This is a genomic window from Streptomyces sp. NPDC049837, assembly GCF_040674455.1.
Lineage (GTDB): Bacteria > Actinomycetota > Actinomycetes > Streptomycetales > Streptomycetaceae > Streptomyces.
The window spans coordinates 652,043-670,701 of sequence record NZ_JBFAMP010000003.1 but is presented as its reverse complement, the minus strand read 5'-3'; the positions used below and the strand labels follow the sequence as shown (position 1 = coordinate 670,701).

Annotated in this window: 16 protein-coding genes; 9 read left to right on the top strand and 7 right to left on the bottom strand. The window is 72.2% G+C overall.

What is annotated here, in order from left to right; all coding sequences use genetic code 11:
- A complete protein-coding gene (locus AB0J57_RS10960; protein WP_366127830.1) occupies nucleotides 1-2,403 on the top strand; it encodes a galactose oxidase early set domain-containing protein in 2,403 nt (800 codons plus the stop codon).
- Here AB0J57_RS10960 and AB0J57_RS10955 read toward each other — a convergent pair.
- Together AB0J57_RS10955 and AB0J57_RS10950 are read right to left on the bottom strand one after the other, a co-directional pair.
- The gene (locus tag AB0J57_RS10955) at nucleotides 2,381-3,013 is read right to left on the bottom strand and encodes a TetR family transcriptional regulator (RefSeq protein WP_366127734.1); all 633 of its coding nucleotides are present in this window, start codon (nucleotides 3,011-3,013) and stop codon (nucleotides 2,381-2,383) included. The two genes, AB0J57_RS10960 and AB0J57_RS10955, sit on opposite strands and share 23 nt — an antisense overlap.
- A gap of 74 nt (nucleotides 3,014-3,087) precedes the next feature.
- Complete coding sequence (locus AB0J57_RS10950) at nucleotides 3,088-3,765, bottom strand: hemolysin III family protein (protein ID WP_366127733.1); 678 nt, start codon at nucleotides 3,763-3,765, stop codon at nucleotides 3,088-3,090.
- 207 nt (nucleotides 3,766-3,972) lie between these two features.
- Between AB0J57_RS10950 and AB0J57_RS10945 the strand changes: the two genes are divergently transcribed.
- Nucleotides 3,973-5,796 (top strand): phosphoenolpyruvate carboxykinase (GTP), encoded by a 1,824-nt coding sequence (locus tag AB0J57_RS10945; RefSeq protein WP_366127732.1) that lies wholly within the window; start codon nucleotides 3,973-3,975, stop codon nucleotides 5,794-5,796.
- A 246-nt stretch (nucleotides 5,797-6,042) separates the two neighbouring features.
- Nucleotides 6,043-7,797, top strand: coding sequence for an Ig-like domain repeat protein (locus tag AB0J57_RS10940; RefSeq protein ID WP_366127731.1), 1,755 nt, complete (start codon nucleotides 6,043-6,045; stop codon nucleotides 7,795-7,797).
- A gap of 91 nt (nucleotides 7,798-7,888) precedes the next feature.
- On the opposite strand, the gene AB0J57_RS10935 is transcribed toward AB0J57_RS10940, so the two are convergent.
- The 3 genes from AB0J57_RS10935 to AB0J57_RS10925 all read right to left on the bottom strand — a co-directional run bounded on the left by AB0J57_RS10935 (nucleotide 7,889) and on the right by AB0J57_RS10925 (nucleotide 10,064).
- Nucleotides 7,889-8,107 (bottom strand): hypothetical protein, encoded by a 219-nt coding sequence (locus tag AB0J57_RS10935; RefSeq protein ID WP_366127730.1) that lies wholly within the window; start codon nucleotides 8,105-8,107, stop codon nucleotides 7,889-7,891.
- A 259-nt stretch (nucleotides 8,108-8,366) separates the two neighbouring features.
- The gene (locus AB0J57_RS10930; RefSeq protein WP_366127729.1) at nucleotides 8,367-8,771 is read right to left on the bottom strand and encodes a hypothetical protein; all 405 of its coding nucleotides are present in this window, start codon (nucleotides 8,769-8,771) and stop codon (nucleotides 8,367-8,369) included.
- Nucleotides 8,772-8,852: 81 nt separating this feature from the next.
- Nucleotides 8,853-10,064, bottom strand: a complete 1,212-nt coding sequence (locus AB0J57_RS10925; protein ID WP_366127728.1) for a pyridoxal phosphate-dependent aminotransferase — start codon at nucleotides 10,062-10,064, stop codon at nucleotides 8,853-8,855.
- Between the two features lie 129 nt (nucleotides 10,065-10,193).
- On the opposite strand from AB0J57_RS10925, the gene AB0J57_RS10920 reads away from it, so the two are divergent.
- The 3 genes from AB0J57_RS10920 to mptB all read left to right on the top strand — a co-directional run bounded on the left by AB0J57_RS10920 (nucleotide 10,194) and on the right by mptB (nucleotide 13,456).
- Nucleotides 10,194-10,973 (top strand): SDR family NAD(P)-dependent oxidoreductase, encoded by a 780-nt coding sequence (locus tag AB0J57_RS10920; protein ID WP_366127726.1) that lies wholly within the window; start codon nucleotides 10,194-10,196, stop codon nucleotides 10,971-10,973.
- 115 nt (nucleotides 10,974-11,088) lie between these two features.
- Nucleotides 11,089-11,958 (top strand): serine protease, encoded by an 870-nt coding sequence (locus AB0J57_RS10915; RefSeq protein WP_366127724.1) that lies wholly within the window; start codon nucleotides 11,089-11,091, stop codon nucleotides 11,956-11,958.
- Between the two features lie 37 nt (nucleotides 11,959-11,995).
- The gene (gene mptB, locus AB0J57_RS10910; RefSeq protein WP_366127722.1) at nucleotides 11,996-13,456 is read left to right on the top strand and encodes a polyprenol phosphomannose-dependent alpha 1,6 mannosyltransferase MptB; all 1,461 of its coding nucleotides are present in this window, start codon (nucleotides 11,996-11,998) and stop codon (nucleotides 13,454-13,456) included.
- On the opposite strand, the gene AB0J57_RS10905 is transcribed toward mptB, so the two are convergent.
- Both AB0J57_RS10905 and AB0J57_RS10900 read right to left on the bottom strand, forming a co-directional pair.
- The gene (locus AB0J57_RS10905; RefSeq protein WP_366127720.1) at nucleotides 13,453-15,021 is read right to left on the bottom strand and encodes a D-aminoacylase; all 1,569 of its coding nucleotides are present in this window, start codon (nucleotides 15,019-15,021) and stop codon (nucleotides 13,453-13,455) included. The two genes, mptB and AB0J57_RS10905, sit on opposite strands and share 4 nt — an antisense overlap.
- A gap of 11 nt (nucleotides 15,022-15,032) precedes the next feature.
- Nucleotides 15,033-16,316 (bottom strand): amino acid deaminase, encoded by a 1,284-nt coding sequence (locus AB0J57_RS10900; RefSeq protein WP_366127719.1) that lies wholly within the window; start codon nucleotides 16,314-16,316, stop codon nucleotides 15,033-15,035.
- Nucleotides 16,317-16,439: 123 nt separating this feature from the next.
- On the opposite strand from AB0J57_RS10900, the gene AB0J57_RS10895 reads away from it, so the two are divergent.
- From AB0J57_RS10895 to AB0J57_RS10885, 3 genes are read left to right on the top strand one after another with little or no spacing between them, the layout of a single operon-like run.
- Nucleotides 16,440-17,450, top strand: a complete 1,011-nt coding sequence (locus tag AB0J57_RS10895; RefSeq protein ID WP_366127718.1) for a sugar kinase — start codon at nucleotides 16,440-16,442, stop codon at nucleotides 17,448-17,450.
- Nucleotides 17,447-18,211 carry an IclR family transcriptional regulator gene (locus AB0J57_RS10890; protein WP_366127717.1) on the top strand — a complete coding sequence of 255 codons (765 nt, stop codon included), beginning with the start codon at nucleotides 17,447-17,449 and terminating at the stop codon, nucleotides 18,209-18,211. Before AB0J57_RS10895 ends, AB0J57_RS10890 begins: the two co-directional genes overlap by 4 nt.
- On the top strand, nucleotides 18,208-18,615 hold the full coding sequence (locus AB0J57_RS10885) for a RidA family protein (protein ID WP_366127716.1): 408 nt from the start codon (nucleotides 18,208-18,210) through the stop codon (nucleotides 18,613-18,615). The genes AB0J57_RS10890 and AB0J57_RS10885 overlap by 4 nt, the downstream gene beginning before the upstream one ends.
- The last annotated feature ends 44 nt before the right edge of the window (nucleotides 18,616-18,659 follow it).

Below are 18,659 nucleotides of genomic sequence, written 5' to 3'. Positions count from 1 at the left end.
ATGACGTCCGGCCTGCTCCTGGCGGCCCAGTCCCCGGCGAACGCCGGGATCAACCTCATCAAGAACCCCGGCTTCGAGACCCCGGGCACCGACCACACCGGCATGCCGGAGTGCTGGTCCAGGTCCGGCTGGGGGGACAACGACTTCACGTTCACCACCACCACCGACGCCCACTCGGGCGGCGCCGCCATGAAGGTCGAGCTGACCCGCCGCCTCGACGGCGACCGCAAGGCGCTCATCACCGAGTCGGACGCCTGCGCCCCGGCCGTCGCCGCCGACCGGCAGTACGACCTGTCGCTCTGGTACAAGTCGACGACCCCCGACACGGCGATCACACTCTTCCGGCACGACACCACCGCCGGCTGGCAGTACTGGACCGACCTCAAGACCCTCCCGCTCGCCGGTGACTACACCCGCGCCGAGGTGCGCACGCCCGTCGTGCCGCCCGGCACCGACCGGATCGCCTGGGGTGTGTCCGTCTTCGGCACCGGCAGCGTCACCACCGACGACTACGTGATGGAGGAGGTCACCCCGGCCGCGCCCGACCCGGTGTGCACGGGGACGGCGGAGGAGTGCGCCAAGGGCAAGTGGGAGGTCCTCCCCACGAAGAACCCGGTCCGCTCCATGCACTCCGTCGTGCTGCACAACGGCAAGGTGCTGCTGATCGCGGGCTCCGGGAACGACCCGGAGATGTTCAGGGCCGGGACGTTCACCTCCGCCGTGTACGACCCGGCGAACGGCTCCTTCAAGACCATCCCCACGCCCGTCGACATGTTCTGCGCCGGCCATGTGCAGTTGTCCGACGGCCGGGTGCTGGTGATGAGCGGCAACAAGGGCTATCCGTCGGCCGACGGCAAGATCGGCTACCAGGGCCTGAAGGACTCGTACATCTTCGACCCGGCCACCGAGTCGTACGTCAGGACCAACGACATGCACGACGGGCACTGGTACCCGTCGGCGACGATCCTCGGCAATGGTGACGTGATCTCCTTCGGCGGCCTCAAGGAGGACTCGACCGGCAATGTGACGGCGGAGAAGTTCTCGGCCGCGCAGAACAAGTGGCTGCCCATCAACGAGGTGAAGCAGACCTGGTCGTACTGGGGCCTGTACCCGTCGATGATCCTCATGCAGGACGGGCGGCTGTTCTACTCCGGCAGCCACACCTTCGGCAACGGCACCCCGGGCACCGGCGCCTCGATCTACGACTACGACACCAACACCATCACCGACGTACCGGGCCTGAGGAACAAGGACGAGCGCGACGAGTCGGCGAGCGTCCTGCTGCCCCCGGCGCAGGACCAGCGGGTGCTGACCATCGGCGGCGGCAACAACGAGCGCAACCCCGCCGCCAACCGCCTCACCGACATCATCGACCTCAAGCAGCCCAACCCGGGGTACGTCGCCGGACCGCCGATCCCGCACGGCCTGGTCGACCAGGGCCAGGGCAAGCGCCCGCAGACCGGCGACGAGGGCAAGATGTACGTGTCGGCCGTGCTGCTGCCGGACGGCAAGGTCCTGGAGACCGGCGGCGCGCTGCACGACCGGGCCGACCCGGTGTTCGAGGCGTCGATCTTCGACCCGGCGACCGACACCTACCAGGCGGGAATGGCCGCCGACCCGGTGCCGCGCGGCTACCACTCGTCGGCGTTCCTGCTGCCCGACGGCCGGGTGATGGCGGTCGGCGACAACCCCGGCAACGGCTCGTACAACCACGACGTGTCGGTCTACACGCCGCCGTACCTGCTCAAGGGCCCGCGCCCGCGGATCACTTCCGTGATCGACAGCCGGTGGAACTACGGCGACACGCAGCGGATCACGGTGGACCGGCCGATCGCCAAGGCCGAGCTGATCCGCCCGGCCGCCGTCACCCACTCCTCCGACCCCAACCAGCGGTTCGTGGACCTGCCGCTGTCCGTCATCGACGACCGTACGGTCGACCTGAACGTCACCGGCAATCCGAACCTCGCCCCGCCCGGCTGGTACATGCTCTTCGCGGTCGACGCGAACGGCATCCCGTCCATCGCCCAGTGGGTGCACCTGGGCGGACCGGCGGCGATGGCCGCCGAGGCGGAGCGGTCGGCGCACGTCCACGACTTCGCCGGCGACCTGGCCGCGACGCCGAGGAAGGCGCTGAAGAAACGGGACTCCGCCCCGGTGAGCCCCCGGATCGCCGGGTGTGACCGGCACTACGGCTCGGCGGGCGTGTGCGTACCGACGGTGTTCCCGCGGGCGGTGAAGGCGACGACGAAGGCCCGCTGCGACTGGCTGGCGGCCCACGACTACGGCCGTCTGAAGGTCAACGGCAAGGACGACCCGCTGCGGCTCGACCCGGACCGGGACGGCGTGGCGTGCGGAAAGGGGGACGTCCGGAGGGCCTCGCCTACAGGGAAAGCCCGCCCCTGAGCGTGTCCAGGGTGCGGTGCACGAGCGCGACCAGATCGTCCCGCTGGTCGCGCTCGGCCCAGTAGGCCGTCGCCTCGCACAGCGCGCTCATCACGGCGGCGGTGAAGACCCGCACCTCCAGGTCGTCCGCCGCCCGGCCGGTGCGGTCGGCGAGCAGGCGCGCCAGCACCTGGGAGGTCTCGGCCATCGTCTCGGTCATCCGGGCGCGTATCGCCGGGACCTCCACCATCAGCCGGGCCCGCTCGCGCATCTCCTCCGGCTCGTGCTCCAGGAGGGCGGCGGTGGCCCGCGTCATGACGACACGGAGGGATTCCAGCGGGTCCTCGCCGGCGGGCCGCTCAGCCAGCGCCTTCTCGATCACCGGGTCGTACTCGTCGGTGAGGACGATGTCCTCCTTGGTGGGGAAGTACCGGAACACGGTGCTCGGCGACACCTCGGCCGCCTCGGCGATCTGCTCGACGGTGGTCGCCTCGTACCCCTGCTCGGCGATCAGCCGGTAGGTGGCCCGGCGGATGGCGATCCGGGTCTTGAGCTTCTTGCGCTCGCGCAGCCCCATGGGCGGGTGCGTGGCGGTGAGCTGATCGAGCGAGTCGAGGAATTCGGCGGCCATATGGCTCATTGTCGGCCATCGCAAACGGCCGTGGCGTCGGAGCGCCACGGCCGTTTCGGGTGCGTCGGTATGGGTCAGGCGTGCTGGTAGGCCACGAGCGAGATGCCGACGTAGTGGACGACGAACGCCGCGAGCGTGAGGGAGTGGAAGACCTCGTGGAAGCCGAACCACCGCGGCGAGGGGTTCGGGCGCTTCAGCCCGTAGACCATGCCGCCCAGGCTGTAGAGCACCCCGCCGACGACCACCAGGACCAGCACCGCGATACCGCCGGTGCGCAGGAAGTCGGGGAGGAAGAAGACCGCCGCCCAGCCCATCGCGATGTAGCAGGGCGTGTACAGCCAGCGCGGGGCGCCGACCCAGAACACTCTGAAGGCGATCCCCGCCACCGCGGCCGCCCAGACCGCCCACAAGAGCACCCGCCCGGTGGAGTGGGGGAGCAGGAGCAGCGTCAGCGGGGTATAGGTGCCCGCGATGATCAGGAAGATATTGGCGTGGTCCAGCCGGCGCAGCACGGCGGTGGCGCGCGGGCCCCAGTCGCCCCGGTGGTAGAGGGCGCTCACACCGAAGAGCAGGCAGGCGGTGACGGCGTAGATGCCGCAGGCGATCCGGCCGCGCGTCGAGTCGGCGAGCGCCGTGAGGACGACGCCCGCCACGAGGGCGGCCGGGAACATGCCCGCGTGCAGCCAGCCGCGCAGCCTCGGTTTCACCGGCGGAGGGTCTATCTCGGTCACTTCGGACACGGCTGCAGTCATGCCGGGAATGCTACCGACGGCCCTGTAGGTACCGGGCAGGAGTGGCAATGCTCACGTGAGAGGCCCTCTGGACATATGCGCATAGGGCACGGATGATCAGATGAGTGCGGTCGGCACCGGATGAGCGCCAATGATCCATGCAGTGAAGCATCCGGGTCGCAGCCCCCACGGGGCAGACAACCCAAAACCCCTCAACAAGGAGCAATCGTGGCGCGCGGTAATGCGGCTCCCACCACCGTCCCCACCAATCACCAGGAGCTGATCTCCTGGGTCGACGAGATCGCAGCAATCACGCAGCCGGACAGCGTCGTCTGGTGTGACGGTTCAGAGGCGGAGTACGAGCGCCTGTGCGAGGAGCTCGTCGCCAAGGGCACGTTCCGCAAGCTCGACCCGATCAAGCGTCCGAACTCGTACTACGCCGCGTCCGACCCCACCGACGTGGCACGCGTGGAGGACCGCACCTTCATCTGCTCCGAGAAGGAGGAGGACGCGGGCCCGACCAACCACTGGAAGGCCCCGGCGGAGATGAAGGAGATCTTCGCCGGTGAGAAGGGGATCTTCCGCGGCTCCATGAAGGGCCGCACGATGTACGTCGTGCCCTTCTGCATGGGCCCGCTCGGTTCGCCGCTCTCCGCCATCGGCGTCGAGATCACCGACTCCGCGTACGTCGCCGTCTCCATGCGCACCATGACCCGCATGGGCCAGGCCGTCCTCGACCAGCTCGGCGACGACGGCTTCTTCGTCAAGGCCGTCCACACCCTCGGCGCCCCGCTGGAGGAGGGCCAGGAGGACGTGCCGTGGCCCTGCAACTCCACCAAGTACATCTCGCACTTCCCCGAGAGCCGTGAGATCTGGTCCTACGGCTCCGGCTACGGCGGCAACGCCCTCCTCGGCAAGAAGTGCTACGCCCTGCGCATCGCGTCCGTCATGGCGCGCGACGAGGGCTGGCTGGCCGAGCACATGCTGATCCTCAAGCTCACCCCGCCGCAGGGCGAGTCGAAGTACGTCGCCGCCGCCTTCCCGTCCGCATGCGGGAAGACCAACCTCGCGATGCTGGAGCCCACGATCTCCGGCTGGACCGTCGAGACGATCGGCGACGACATCGCGTGGATGCGGTTCGGCGAGGACGGCCGGCTGTACGCGATCAACCCCGAGGCCGGTTTCTTCGGCGTCGCGCCCGGCACCGGCGAGCACACCAACGCCAACGCCATGAAGACCCTGTGGGGCAACGCCGTCTTCACCAACGTCGCGCTCACCGACGACAACGACGTGTGGTGGGAGGGCATGACCGAGGAGGCGCCGAAGCACCTCACGGACTGGAAGGGCAACGACTGGACGCCGGACTCCGAGACCCCGGCCGCCCACCCCAACGCCCGCTTCACTGTGCCCGCCTCGCAGTGCCCGATCATCGCGCCCGAGTGGGAGGACCCCAAGGGCGTGCCGATCTCGGCGATCCTCTTCGGCGGCCGCCGCGCCACCGCCGTCCCGCTGGTCACCGAGTCCTTCGACTGGCAGCACGGCGTCTTCCTCGGCGCCAACGTCGCCAGCGAGAAGACCGCCGCCGCCGAGGGCAAGGTCGGCGAGCTGCGCCGCGACCCGTTCGCCATGCTGCCGTTCTGCGGCTACAACATGGGCGACTACATGGCGCACTGGATCAAGGTCGGCAAGAACGCGGACGCCGCCAAGCTGCCGAAGATCTACTACGTCAACTGGTTCCGCAAGAACGACGCCGGCAAGTTCGTCTGGCCCGGCTTCGGCGAGAACAGCCGCGTCCTGAAGTGGATCGTCGAGCGCCTGGACGGCAAGGCCGAGGGCGTCGAGACCCCGATCGGCATCCTGCCGACGCGCGAGGCCCTCGACACCGACGGGCTGGAACTGCCGGAGGAGGACCTCGACTTCCTGCTGAAGGTCGACACCGAGGTCTGGCGCGAGGAGGCCGCTCTGGTGCCCGAGCACCTCAACACCTTCGGCGACCACACGCCGAAGGAGCTGTGGGACGAGTACCGCGCGCTGGTGGAGCGCCTGGGCTGAGCCGGCCGAGCCGAGCCCGCGCCCCTCATGACTCGTGGCGGGCTGCCCCGACAACCGCCCTGACCAGTGGGGTCACGACGGTCCGCCACGATTCCCTCGGCCCCCGAAGCCCCCTCAGGCTTCGGGGGCCGAACTTTTCACGGCACGCTCTCGAACCCCTGTGCGCAATCCGTGCACGGCGGTTACATTTCCCCCACGTGTCCCTCTCCTCACGGGGAGGGCCAATCACGCCTGTGGGGGGCCCAATTGAATACGTCCGTACGTTCCGCACGTTCCCGGCGACGCGTCACGTCCACGCTCGTCGCCCTCTCGCTCACGCTCGGCACCACCGGCCTGGTCGCGGCCGCCGCGCCCGCCGCGTACGCCGCCGGGGCGAGCGACGTCGTCGCCAAACTGCCGATCTCCTCGTTCTCCGACATGGTCGTCGACTCGGCGAACCAGCGTGTCTTCGTCTCCGACAAGGCGAGCGACGCGCGCTACGGCGGCACGGTCGTCGCCTACGACTTCGAGGGCCGGCGGGTCGGCCAGTTCCAGACCGCCACCCGCGCCTCCGGCCTGGCGGTGAGCGAGGACGCCACCACGCTCTACGTGGGCCAGCGCGAACTCATCGTCGCCTACGACGCCCTGACCCTCCAGGAGACGGGCCATACCGTCGTACACCAGGACTCCTGCACCCGTGACCTGGCCGTCACCGGCACCAAGCGCTGGCACACCACCACCTTTGCCTCCAGCGACTACTACTGCGACCAGAACCCGACCGAGCTGGACTCGATCGTCGACGGCGTCCACGCGCGGACCGGTTGGAACGCTCCCGGCGAGGTGCTGCTCGAAACGGGCGCGGGAGCGCCGAACCGGCTGTTCATGGGCCAGGCCAAGGGCCCGCAGGCCGCCAACCCGTTCCTCACCTCGTACGACACCAGCGGTTCCACCCCCGTACGGGGCGACGCGCGCCGCTTCGCGGACGCCGAGGGCAAGGGCGCGCTCGACCTGAAGGACATCGCGGTCAGCGCCGACGGCAAGCACGTCGCGGTCGCCGACGCCGCCCACGGCACCCGGCTGCTGAACTCCGGCGACCTGTCGGACGCGGCGACCCCCTACCAGCCGCTGCCCGCCGGGGCGGTGGCCAGTGCCGTGTCCTTCAGCGGCGACGGGAAGTACGTCGCGCGCGGCGCATCGGCCGGCGGCTCGACACCCGACCTGCTGATCCAGCCCGCCGACCCGGCGAACGGCACCGCACCGCTCGAATTCGCCTACGAGGGCGAGGTCGACGGGAACCGGGTCGTCCCGCGCGGCCTCGGCTGGTCCAAGGACGGCGCCCGGCTCTTCGCCCTCACCACCAACGCGTACGGCAACGCCTTCTGGCTGCACGTCATCCAGCCGCCGGCCGCCCAGTACGACTCCCGCTTCACCGGCGGGCTCACCTCCACCCCCGCCCAGGCCGTCGTCGGGGAGCCGGTCGGCATCCGGGGCCGCCTGGAGCTGGACGGCCCCGCGCCCGCCGAGCCGGTCGAGGTCACGGCCGTACGCACCGACGCGGACGGCACGCGCAAGATCGCCGCCGCCGAGGTGGCCGCCGACGGGACGTTCACCGTGCTTGACGTGCCCGCGCGGGTGGGCGAGTCGACGTACACGCTGTCCTTCCTCGGCGACCTCACCCACCGCCCGGCCCAGGACGTCAGCCTGACCGTGTCCGTGGCCAAGGCGCCCACCGCGATCACGCTCACCGCGCCCGCCGAGGCGTCCATGAGCGCGGGCCTGGAGATCACCGGCAAGCTCACCGCCCAGGGGCGGCCGCTGCCGTCCGGGATCACGCTGGCCGTCCAGCGCGCCGACCGGCTCGGCACGGGAGCGCTCACCTCGGTGGCGGTCGCGGCCGACGGCACGTTCACGATCAAGGACCTGCCCCGGGTGCGCGGCTCGGTGACGTACACCGTCGGCTACGCGGGTGACGACGTCCACGAGGCGTCGAGCGCCGAGGCGACGGTGTGGGTACGCCGCTGACGCCGCCCAGGACGGGGCCGACCGACGCGACGATCGTGCTGCTCGTGCTGGCCGGCGTCCTGGTGGTCGCGCCCGTCGTGGGGATCGGCCTCTACATCCACGCGGTGGGGGAGAACCACCGGAACCTGAGGTTCCCGTCCGACGACGTGACCGTCGCCTCCTGCGCGGCCGACCCGGTCAGTGGCCGGCCGGTCGCCGGGCTGACGGTCACCAGCCGGGCGGCGCGGCCGGGCGCGTACACGATCGGCGTGGAGTTCCGGGACGGTGAAGGGCGGGTGTCCGGGACGGGCACGGCGTACGTCGGGAGCATCGCGCCCGGCGAGTCGGCGCGGCGGGTCGTCGTGGGCGCGGAGGCGGTGAGCGGCGAACCGCGGTGCGCGGTGACGGACGCCCGCTTCCGGGCCGCGCGCTTCGGGCGCGAGTCCGGAAGACACCGCGCCCACGTCGCGCCGGCCTTGACGCGCCGACGACTCCGGCCTCGGACGCACCGATCAGGCGGCGTCCGAGGCCGGAGTCGTGAGGGGGTGGCAACCCGGTCCGCGCCCTCCCCGGGCGCGGACCGGGGCCGTTCAGAGGGCGCTGACGGGGCGGCGCTCGCCGCTGAGGTCGTTCAGCGCGGCGGTGTGCGCGTCCATGCGCTCGGCGGCGAGGATCGCGGCGGCCGTGTCGGCCCGGGAGGCGGCGACGACCAGGGCGCGGCCCGCGAGGGCGTGGGCGCGGCCGTGCAGGGCCGCCGGGTCGGCGCCGGTGAGGCCCGCGTGCCGGGCGGGCGGGGCGCCGCGCAGCCGGGCGACCTGCTGGGCGATGCGCTCCGCCGCCGCGTCGTCGCCGAGCTCGTCGGTCACGGCGAGCAGGGCGGCGAGGTGCCCGGCGAGCTGGATGTCCAGCTCCTCCTCGCGGGAGCGGTGCGGGATGCGGTCCTGGGCGTCGTCGGCCATCCGGTGGACCGACTTGGTGCGGATCGGTTCGTACATGGTGGACGGCCTCCTGCTCTCGACAGGAGACCATCCTACCTTGGATTCTGTCTAAAGTTGAGCTGACTCCATGTGTGGCTGTCAGTGCTGGCTGTAGCCGTCGAGGAAGTTCCCGATCCGCGTCACCGCGTCCGCCAGATCCGTGGCGTTGGGCAGCGTGACGATCCGGAAGTGGTCCGGCTCGTGCCAGTTGAAGCCCGTCCCGTGCACCACCATGATCTTCTCGGCCCGCAGCAGGTCGAGGACCATCTGCCGGTCGTCCTTGATCTTGTAGACGTCCGGGTCGAGCCGCGGGAACAGGTACAGCGCGCCCTTAGGCTTCACGCACGTCACGCCCGGGATCTGCACCAGCAGCTCGTACGCCACGTCCCGCTGCTCCAGCAGCCGCCCGCCCGGCCGCACCAGGGCCTCGATCGACTGCCGCCCCTGGAGCGCGGCGGCGATGGCGTGCTGCGCCGGCATGTTGGCGCACAGTCGCATGTTCGCGAGGATCGTCAGGCCCTCGATGTACGAGGAGGCGTGCGCCTTGGGCCCGCACACCGCCAGCCAGCCGCTGCGGTAGCCGGCCACCCGGTAGTTCTTCGACATGCCGTTGAAGGTGAGGACCAGCAGGTCGGGCGCGATGGCGGCGGTCGGGGTGTGCGTGACCCCGTCGTAGAGGATCTTGTCGTAGATCTCGTCCGAGCAGACCACCAGGTTGTGGCGGCGGGCGATCTCGGTCAGCCCGCGCAGCATCTCGTCGTCGTACACCGCACCCGTCGGATTGTTCGGGTTGATGATGACGAGTGCCTTGGTCCGGTCGGTGATCTTGCGCTCGATGTCGGCGAGGTCCGGCATCCAGTCGGCCTGCTCGTCGCAGCGGTAGTGCACCGCCGTACCGCCCGCGAGGGACACGGACGCCGTCCACAGCGGATAGTCGGGCGCCGGTACGAGGACCTCGTCGCCGTCGTCGAGCAGCGCCTGCATCGCCATCTGGATCAGCTCGGAGACGCCGTTGCCGAGGTAGATGTCCTCGACGGAGAGCGGGATGCCCTTGGTCTCGTAGTGGCTCATCACCGCCCGGCGGGCCGACAGCAGGCCCTTGGCGTCGCCGTAGCCGTGCGACTCGCCGAGGTTGCGGAGCATGTCCTCGAGGATCGCGGGCGGGCACTCGAAGCCGAAGGCGGCGGGGTTGCCCGTGTTGAGCTTCAGGATCCGGTGACCCGCAGCCTCCAGCCGCATCGCCTCCTCGAGCACCGGGCCCCGGATTTCGTAACAGACGTTGGCGAGCTTCGTGGACTGGATCACCTGCATGTCGCGAGCTTACGGCGGTGGCGGGTGGGGCGCCTCGTGTTTTGTGCCACTTCGCCCCCGTGGGCGGCGGTGGGCGTGGCGGGGGCGGGCGCCCTTGATCGCCCCGCACGCGCGCGGGATCATCGCCGGATGGGCGCTCTGGGACGTTTCGACGGGTACGGCGTACTGATCACCGGCGCGGCACGCGGCATCGGGGAGGCCACCGCGCGGAGGCTCGCGGACGAGGGCGCGCGGGTGCTGGTCGCCGACATCGACGGAGACCTCGCGCGCGAGGTGGCCGGCACGATCCCGGAGGCGGCGGCGCACGGGTGCGACGTGAGCGACCCGGCGGCGGTCGGGGCGGCGGTGGCGTACGCCGCGGAGACCTTCGGCCGCCTGGACGTGCTCGTCAACAACGCCTTCGCGCGCACCCCGGACGCCCCGCGTTTCGAGGACGAGAGCGACGCGACCTGGCAGCGTTCCCTGGACGTCACGCTGGTCGGCGCGCTGCGGTGCTCCCGGGCCGCGCTGCCGCACCTGGCGGCGTCGGGGCGCGGCGCGATCGTGAACATCGGGTCGGTCAACGCCGAGCAGGCCTTCGGCGGCCACGCGTACAGCGCCGCCAAGGCCGGGCTCACCTCGCTCACCCGCACGCTGGCGGCCGAGGCCGCCCGGCGCGGCGTCCGCGTCAACCAGGTCAACCCCGGCACGATCCGCACTCGTGGCTGGGAGGGCCGGGAGGGCGAGCTGGAGGCCCTGGCCGGCCGGGTCTACCCGCTGGGCCGAGTGGGTGAGCCGGAGGACATCGCGGCGGCGGTGGCCTTCCTGGCCTCCCCGGACGCCTCCTGGGTCACGGGCACGACCCTCCGCGTCGATGGCGGTCTCCTGGCCGTGAACACGGGCTTCGCGCAGGTGCTGTCGGACGACTGACGACCGGCCCGCAGGCCCGTCGGGCGCGCGCGGCCGAAAACGCTCTCCTCCCGGCCGTGCCCGGCCCCTCACAATGCGCATGACAAAAGTCATCGCCCAAGAGGGGACCCCCCACATGCGAAAGCCTCTCGCCGGCGCGCTGCTCGCGCTCACGCTCCTCGGAGCGGGCGCCACCACCGCCACAGCAGCCCCGGCCCCCGCCCCCCACAAGCCCGCCCCCACCGCAAAGACCACCGCCAAGACCACCGCCGCCGCCGTCGACTTCGCCGGCACCGTCGCGCTCAGCAACTGCTCCGGTTCCGTCGTCCGCGTACCCGGCTCCCAGCCGACCGACCCCGCGCTCGTCCTGTCGAACGGGCACTGCCTGGAGAGCGGCATGCCCGGCCCCGGCACGGTTGTCGTCGACAAGCCGTCCACCCGCAGCTTCAGCCTGCTCAACTCCGCCGGCACCAAGGTCGCCACCCTCCGCGCGGCCAGGATCGCGTACGCGACCATGACCGACACCGACGTCTCCCTGTACGAGCTGACCAGCACGTACGCCCAGATACAGAGCCGGTACGGCATCAAGGCCCTGGAGCTGAACGCCACCCGCCCCGCCCAGGGCACCGCCATCAAGGTGGTCTCCGGCTACTGGAAGCGGATCTATGGCTGCTCGATCGACGGCTTCGCGTACCGCCTGAAGGAAGCCGGCTGGACGATGAAGGACTCCATCCGCTACACCGCCGCCTGCGACACCATCGGCGGCACCTCCGGCTCGCCCGTCATCGACAACGCCACCGGCAAGGTCGTCGGCGTCAACAACACCGGCAACGAGGACGGCCGGCGCTGCACCATGAACAACCCCTGCGAGGTCGACGAGAACGGCACCGTGACCGTCCGCCACGGGATCAACTACGGCCAGCAGACGTACACCATCGTCGCCTGCGTCGGCACCGGCAACAAGATCGACCTCGGCCGCCCGGGGTGCGCCCTGCCCAAGCCGTAGCACGACGTGCCCGGCCCGCCCGATAGGTTGGCGGGTCATGTGGGCAATGAGCGCTGCCGGGTACCGCCGGCTGGGTGCGGCCGGGTCGGCCGCGGTGGCCGCCGGCGGCTGGGCCGCCGGTGCGCTGCCGGCCCGCGACCCGTGGGGGATCTGGGTCCCCCACGGGCCGGGGGTCACGGTGGCCGCCGGCGTCCTCGCGTACGCCGGGCTGACCGCCCTGGTCGTGGCCTGGTGGGGCCATGGACGGGCCGGGGCGTCCGTGCGCGAGACGCTCACCGCGCTCGGCTGGTGGACGGCCCCGCTGCTCCTCGCCCCGCCCCTCCACAGCGCCGACGTCTACAGCTACGTCGCCCAGGGCGCGATGGTCCTGGAGGGCCACGACGTCTACGGCGTCGGGCCCTCCGTACTCGACCCTGCCGGGCTCGGCGGGGACGCCGCCGCGAGCGTCGGCGGGAACTGGACGGACACGCCCGCCCCGTACGGGCCGGTCTTCCTGGTACTGGCGCAGGCCGTGACCTGGGTGACGGGCGGGACGATCGTGCCCGCGGTACTCGGCATGCGGCTGATCGCCGTGGCGGCGCTGGTCCTGATCGTCTGGGCGCTGCGCCGGCTCGGGCGGTCCTCCGCCGGTGGGGAGAGCGGTGCTCTCTGGCTCGGCGCGCTCAACCCGCTCCTCCTCGTGCACGTCGTGGGCGGCATGCACAACGACGGGCTGATGATCGCCCTCATGCTGGCGGGCGTGGTCCTCGCCCGGGGCGGCCGGTGGATCGCGGGCAGCGCGGTCGTCGGGCTCGCGGTGATGGTCAAGTCCCCGGCCGCGGTGGCGCTGCTGTTCATCGGCGTGATCGTCGGCAGGGCGGCGACCGGCCCGCTCGTACGGCGCGTGGCGAAGGGGCTGCTGGCGCCGGGGGCGATCGCCGGGGCGGTGGCCGTGGCCGCCACACTGGCCGCCGGCACCGGGTTCGGCTGGCTGCGGACCCAGAGCGTCGCCGGGACGATCCACACCGCGCTGTCGGCCACCAGCGACCTGGGCCTCGCCCTGGGCGAGCTGCTGCACCTGCTGCTGGGCACGGACCCGGACCCGGTGAAGGCCACCGTCCAGCGCCTGGGCCTCGCCGCGGCGCTCGCGCTCATCGCCCACCTGGCCCGGCGCTCCGCACGCGGCCGCCCCGACCCGGTCCACGCCCTCGGCCTGGCCCTCCTCGCCCTGGTCGCCCTGTCCCCGATGGTCCAGCCCTGGTACCTCCTGTGGGGCGCCACCGTGATCGCCGCCGCCGCCCCGCGCGGCCGCGCCGCCCGCGTCGTCCTGGTCCTGTCCACCGCCCTCGCCTACGAAACGGCCCCCTCGGGCAGCACCCCGGCGTACGGCTTCGCCCTCGCGGCCGCCGCGTGCGTCGTGGGCACGGTGCTGGTACGCCAGGAGGCGGCCACCGCCCCGGGCCGCGACGGCCGGGTGCCCGGCTCGCGCGCGGCGGAGCAGGACGCCGCCCGTACCTAGAGGGTCCGCCGCACCGCCCGGCCCGCCAGGACGTCCGTGCGCCGCCCTTCCTCGATGACGAAGCGGCCGTCGATCAGGACGTGCGGGATGCCGGTCGGCAGGGTGCGGGGAGCGGCGAAGGTGGAGCCGGCCGCGACCGTGGCCGGGTCGAAGAGGACCAGGTCGGCGCGGTAGCCCTCGCGGACCAGGCCCCGGTCGGGGAGGCGGAGGCGGGCGGCCGGGCGGGAGGTGAGGTGGGCGACGGTCTCCTCCAGCGACAGGACGCCCAGCTCACGCGCGTACCGCCCGAGGTAGTGGGGGAAGGTGCCGTAGGCGCGCGGGTGGGGCTTGGTGCCCTGGAGGATGCCGTCCGAGCCGCCCGTGTGGACGGGGTGGCGCATGATCGCGCGGACGTTCTCCTCATGGCCCACGTGCTGGAGGATCGTCGTGCCGAGGCCGTCCTCGATCAGCAGCCGCCGGGCGGTCGTCCAGCCGTCCAGGCGGCGGCCGACGTGGTGCGCCAGGCCCGGCGCGGAAACGCCCGAGATCTCGATGGTGTCCCACTCGACGGGTACGCCGTGACAGCCGTCCGAGCCGGTGACTTCGAGGTGGTGGCGGATGCGCTCGGCCGTGGCGTCGTCCCGCAGCCGGGCCAGGACCGCTTCCGGGCCGCCCTCGCTCGACCAGCTCGGCAGCAGGGCGACGAGCGTCGTGCAGCCGGGCGTGTAGGGGTAGGTGTCGAGCGAGATGTCGGCGCCGTCCGCCAGCGCCCCGTCGAGCAGCGCCAGCAGCTCGGGCGCCCTGCCCTTGTTGACGCCGAAGTTCATGGTGGCGTGGGCCAGGTGCAGCGCGCAGCCGGCCTCCCGGGTGAGGGCGAGCATCTCCTCGTACGCCCGGAGGGCGCCGGCGCCGTAACTGCGGTGGTGCGGGCAGTAGTAGCCGTCGTACGCCGCCACGACCCGGCACAGCTCGGTCAGTTCGGCGTCACGCGCGTACATGCCGGGCGTGTAGGTGAGGCCGGACGACATGCCGACCGCGCCCTGCTCCAGGCCCTCGGCGACGAGCCGCTTCATACGGGTGAGTTCGGCGTCGGTCGGCGGGCGGTCCTCCCAGCCCATGGCGTACGCCCGGACCGTCCCCTGGGGGATGAGGTAGGCCGCGTTGACGGCGATGCCCTGGCGGTCCAGCCGGTCCAGGTACTCGCCGACCGTCCGCCAGTCGAACTCGATGTCCGATCCGTCGCCGTTCCACCCGGTGATGGCCCGGCGGACCTCGTCGAGGGTGCGGTCGTCCACCGGCGCGTACGACAGGCCGTCCTGCCCCAGCACTTCGAGCGTGACGCCCTGGGCGGCCTTGGCGCTGTGGTCCGGGTCGCGGAGCAGCGCGAGGTCGCTGTGGGCGTGCATGTCGATGAAGCCGGGGGACAGGGCCAGGCCGTGCGCGTCCAGGAGCCGCGCGCCGGTCAGCGGGCGGTCGCCCTCCCGGCGGATCGCGGCGATGCGGCCGCCGGTGACGCCGACGTCGGCGCGGTACGACGGGCCACCGGTGCCGTCGACGACGCGTACGTCCCGTATGACGAGGTCCATGCCGGCCGCTCCTAGAAGAAGGTACGGATGAAGTCGACGACCGTGCCGTCCGCCTCGACCAGCGGAATGAGCTGCCACTTGTCGAACGACGTGCACGGGTGCGACAGGCCCATGCCGACCCAGTCGCCCACCTCCAGCTCGGCGTCGGCCGTCGTCTCCAGCCAGGCGTGCTGGTCGGAGAGGCGGGTCACGGTGATCCCGTCCGCCGGGCGGACCGACCCGTCGCGGGCGGAACGGACGACCTGCGCCTCGGGGAGGTGGAGGTCGTACGCGGCGTCCCGCTTGCCCGCGTTGACGAAGGCCTGCTCCGCCGTCGGGCGGGACACCACCTGGGCCCACAGCCGGAACGCGGGCTGGAGGGCGCCCTCCTCCGGGACCCGGTTGAAGGGGGTGAGGTTCCTGTACTGGCCGTCGTCGTGGGACACGTACGCGCCGGAGCGCAGCAGTTTGAGCACCGGGCGGGACAGCGGCGGCAGTTCGGCGAACACCTCGGCGACCGTGTCGAACCAGGCGCTGCCGCCCGCGCTCACCACGATCTCGTCCGGGCCGTCGGTGAACCGGCCCGCCTTGTCGAACTCGACGGCGATGGCCGTGAGCCGGTGCAGCCAGGCCCGCACGGCGTCGGGCGTCGCGTTCGGCACCTCGCCCTCGTACCCGGCGACGCCCACCAGGCGCAGCGTGCTCGTCGCGGCGACGGCGTCCGCCACGGCGGCGCAGTCGGCCTCCGTACGCGCCCCGGTGCGCGCGCCGTCGCCCGCACCGAGCTCGACGACGACGTCGACCGGGCGCGGGGCCCTGCCGGAAAGGGCCTCGTCCATCAGCTCGACGCCGCGCACGGAGTCGACGTAACAGATGAAGCGGAAGTCCGGGTCGGCGGCGAGCTCGTCGGCGAGCCAGCGCAGTGCGGCGGGGTCGACCAGCTCGTTGGCGAGGAAGATCCGCCGGATGCCGAAGGTCCGGTAGACGCGGGCCTGGTGCGGCACGGCCGCCGTGATGCCCCAGGCGCCGTACTCGATCTGCCGGTCGAAGAGCTGCGGCGCCATGGACGTCTTGCCGTGCGGGGCGAAGGCGAGGCCGTGCCGCTCGGCGTACGTCTCCAGCAGCGCGAGGTTGTGCTCCAGGGCCTCGGCGGAGAGGGCGAGGACGGGCGTGGTGAAGCCGCCGGTGAAGAGGTCGCGGCGCTGGGCGGCCAGCTCGCCGACGGTCAGCCCTTCGGCGTCGATGGGGAGGCCCTTGAAGCGGTGGTCGATGCGCTCCCGCGTGAGGTGCTCGGCCCTGAGGTGTGCGGTGGCCATGGCGACCCCTCCCCATCTGTTGCATGCTCTGCAACGGTCATTGCGTATATCGCTCAGTGGTGTCTAACATCCGGCGCAACGCCGGGTCAATGGATCCGGCGGACCCCGTGAGGAGCCGCCAGCGTGACCGCAACCGACGTCGTCTGTCTCGGCGAGTCCATGGTCACATTCCTGCCTTCCCGCCCCGGCCGCCTCGCCGACGTGCCGTCCTTCACCCGCGCCATCGGGGGCGCCGAGTCCAACGTCGCCTGCGCCCTGGCGGCGGCGGGCCACCGGACGCGGTGGGTCAGCCGCGTCGGCGCCGACGGCTTCGGCGACCACCTGGTGGAGGCCGTCGCCGCGTACGGGGTCGACACCGCCGCCGTACGCCGCGACCCCGACCGCCCGACGGGCGTCTACTTCCGCACGGCCACCGACCGGGCCACCGACGCCCACGAGGTCGTCTACTACCGCGCCGGATCCGCCGCCTCCGCGATGTCCCCGGAGACGGTCCCCTACGAGGACGTCGCCACCGGCCGCGTCCTGCACCTGTCCGGCATCACCGCCGCGCTCTCGGACGGCTGCCTCGCCCTCACCCGCGCGCTCACCGCCCGCCGCCCCGGCCGGCCCCTGGTCTCCTTCGACGTCAACCACCGGCCCGGCCTGTGGCGCGGCGCCGACCCCGCCGTCCTGCTCGGCCTGGCCCGGGACGCCGACCTCGTGTTCGTCGGCGAGGACGAGGCGGAGGCGGCGTGGGGGCTGCGGGGCGCGGCATCCATCCGGGAGGCGCTCCCGGAACCCGCGGTCCTGGTCGTCAAGCACGGCGGGCGCGGCGCGACGGCGTTCGCGGAGGGCGGCGCCGCCGCCTTCGTGCCCGCCCCCCGCGTGGACGTCGTCGCCCCCGTCGGCGCCGGGGACGCCTTCGCCGCCGGGTTCCTGTCCGCCACCCTCCGGGGGCTCGCGCTCAAACAGCGCCTCCGGCACGGGCACCTCATGGCCGCCGCCGCGCTCACCGTCGCCGGGGACCTCGGCGCCCCGCCCGCCACCGCACACGCCGACCGCCTCGCCGACCTGGACGACACCGCCTGGGGGAGACTGCACCTCGGCCCCGGCTGGATGCGGACCGGGGAAGACCAGGAGGTACGTACGCCATGAGCCAGACCGTCGACCGCGCGCTCAGCATCCTGCCGCTGCTCGCGCGAGGCCCCGCCGACCTCGGACAGGTCGCCGACGCCCTCGGCGTACACAAATCCACCGCGCTGCGGCTGCTGCGCACCCTCCACGAGCACGGCCTGGTCTACCGCCAGGAGGACCAGCGCTACCGCCTCGGCGCCCGCCTGTTCGCCCTCGCGCAGGAAGCCGTCGAGAACCTCGACATCCGCGAGATCGCCCACCCCCACCTCGTACGACTGGGCGAGGAGACCGGCCACACCGTGCACCTCGCCGTGTACGAGGAGGGCGAGGTGCTCTACATCGACAAGGTCGACAGCCGCTACCCGGTCCGGATGTACTCGCGCATCGGCAAACCCGTCGCCATCACCGTCGCCGCCGTGGCGAAGCTGCTCCTCGCCGACCTGCCCGAGCCCGAGCGCCGCGCGCTCGCCGCGAAGCTCGACTACCCCATGTACACGCCCCGTTCGATCCCGAACGCCGCCGCCTTCCTCCAGGAGCTGGCGACCGTGCGCGAACAGGGCTGGGCCACCGACCTCGGCGGCCACGAGGAGTCCATCAACTGCGTCGCGGCCCCCATCCGCGGCGCGGACGGCCGGGTCGTCGCCGCCATGTCGGTGTCCGCGCCCAACGTCGTCGTCACCGCCGACGAACTCCTCGCCCTGCTCCCGCTGGTGCGCCGCACCGCCGACGCCATCAGCCGCGAGTACTCAGGAACCACCCCACCCAAGGAAGCGACCGCATGACCACCGAGAAGATCGCGATCACCCCCGCCACCCACACCGCCCCGCCCGCCAAGTTCTCCCACGGCGTCCGCAAGGGCAACATCCTCCAGGTCGCCGGCCAGGTCGGCTTCCTCCCCGCCGTCGAGGGACAGGCGCCGACCCCCGCCGGGCCGACCCTGCGCGAACAGACCCTCCAGACGCTCGCCAACGTCGAGGCCGTCCTCAAGGAGGGCGGAGCGAGCTGGGACGACGTGATGATGATGCGCGTCTACCTCACGGACACGGCGCACTTCGCCGAGATGAACGAGATCTACAACGAGTACTTCGCCGACCCGACCGTGCCCCCCGCCGCCCGCACCACGGTCTACGTCGGCCTCCCCGCCGGCCTGCTCATCGAGATCGACGCCCTGGCGGTCCTGGACTGATCCCCCTTCACGAGCCGCAGCACGGCACGGCGTTCACCCCCGGA

Bases quoted from the DNA above. Each gene is read 5' to 3' on its own strand.
- AB0J57_RS10920 (WP_366127726.1), top strand. From the start codon at position 10,194: ATGGGCGCTCTGGGACGTTTCGACGGGTACGGCGTACTGATCACCGGC.
- AB0J57_RS10890 (WP_366127717.1), top strand. From the start codon at position 17,447: ATGAGCCAGACCGTCGACCGCGCGCTCAGCATCCTGCCGCTGCTCGCG.
- AB0J57_RS10905 (WP_366127720.1), bottom strand. From the start codon at position 15,021: ATGGACCTCGTCATACGGGACGTACGCGTCGTCGACGGCACCGGTGGC.
- AB0J57_RS10930 (WP_366127729.1), bottom strand. From the start codon at position 8,771: ATGTACGAACCGATCCGCACCAAGTCGGTCCACCGGATGGCCGACGAC.
- AB0J57_RS10885 (WP_366127716.1), top strand. From the start codon at position 18,208: ATGACCACCGAGAAGATCGCGATCACCCCCGCCACCCACACCGCCCCG.
- AB0J57_RS10950 (WP_366127733.1), bottom strand. From the start codon at position 3,765: ATGACTGCAGCCGTGTCCGAAGTGACCGAGATAGACCCTCCGCCGGTG.
- AB0J57_RS10935 (WP_366127730.1), bottom strand. From the start codon at position 8,107: ATGCTCCCGACGTACGCCGTGCCCGTCCCGGACACCCGCCCTTCACCG.
- AB0J57_RS10955 (WP_366127734.1), bottom strand. From the start codon at position 3,013: ATGGCCGCCGAATTCCTCGACTCGCTCGATCAGCTCACCGCCACGCAC.
- AB0J57_RS10960 (WP_366127830.1), top strand. From the start codon at position 1: ATGACGTCCGGCCTGCTCCTGGCGGCCCAGTCCCCGGCGAACGCCGGG.
- AB0J57_RS10925 (WP_366127728.1), bottom strand. From the start codon at position 10,064: ATGCAGGTGATCCAGTCCACGAAGCTCGCCAACGTCTGTTACGAAATC.
- AB0J57_RS10900 (WP_366127719.1), bottom strand. From the start codon at position 16,316: ATGGCCACCGCACACCTCAGGGCCGAGCACCTCACGCGGGAGCGCATC.
- AB0J57_RS10915 (WP_366127724.1), top strand. From the start codon at position 11,089: ATGCGAAAGCCTCTCGCCGGCGCGCTGCTCGCGCTCACGCTCCTCGGA.
- mptB (WP_366127722.1), top strand. From the start codon at position 11,996: ATGTGGGCAATGAGCGCTGCCGGGTACCGCCGGCTGGGTGCGGCCGGG.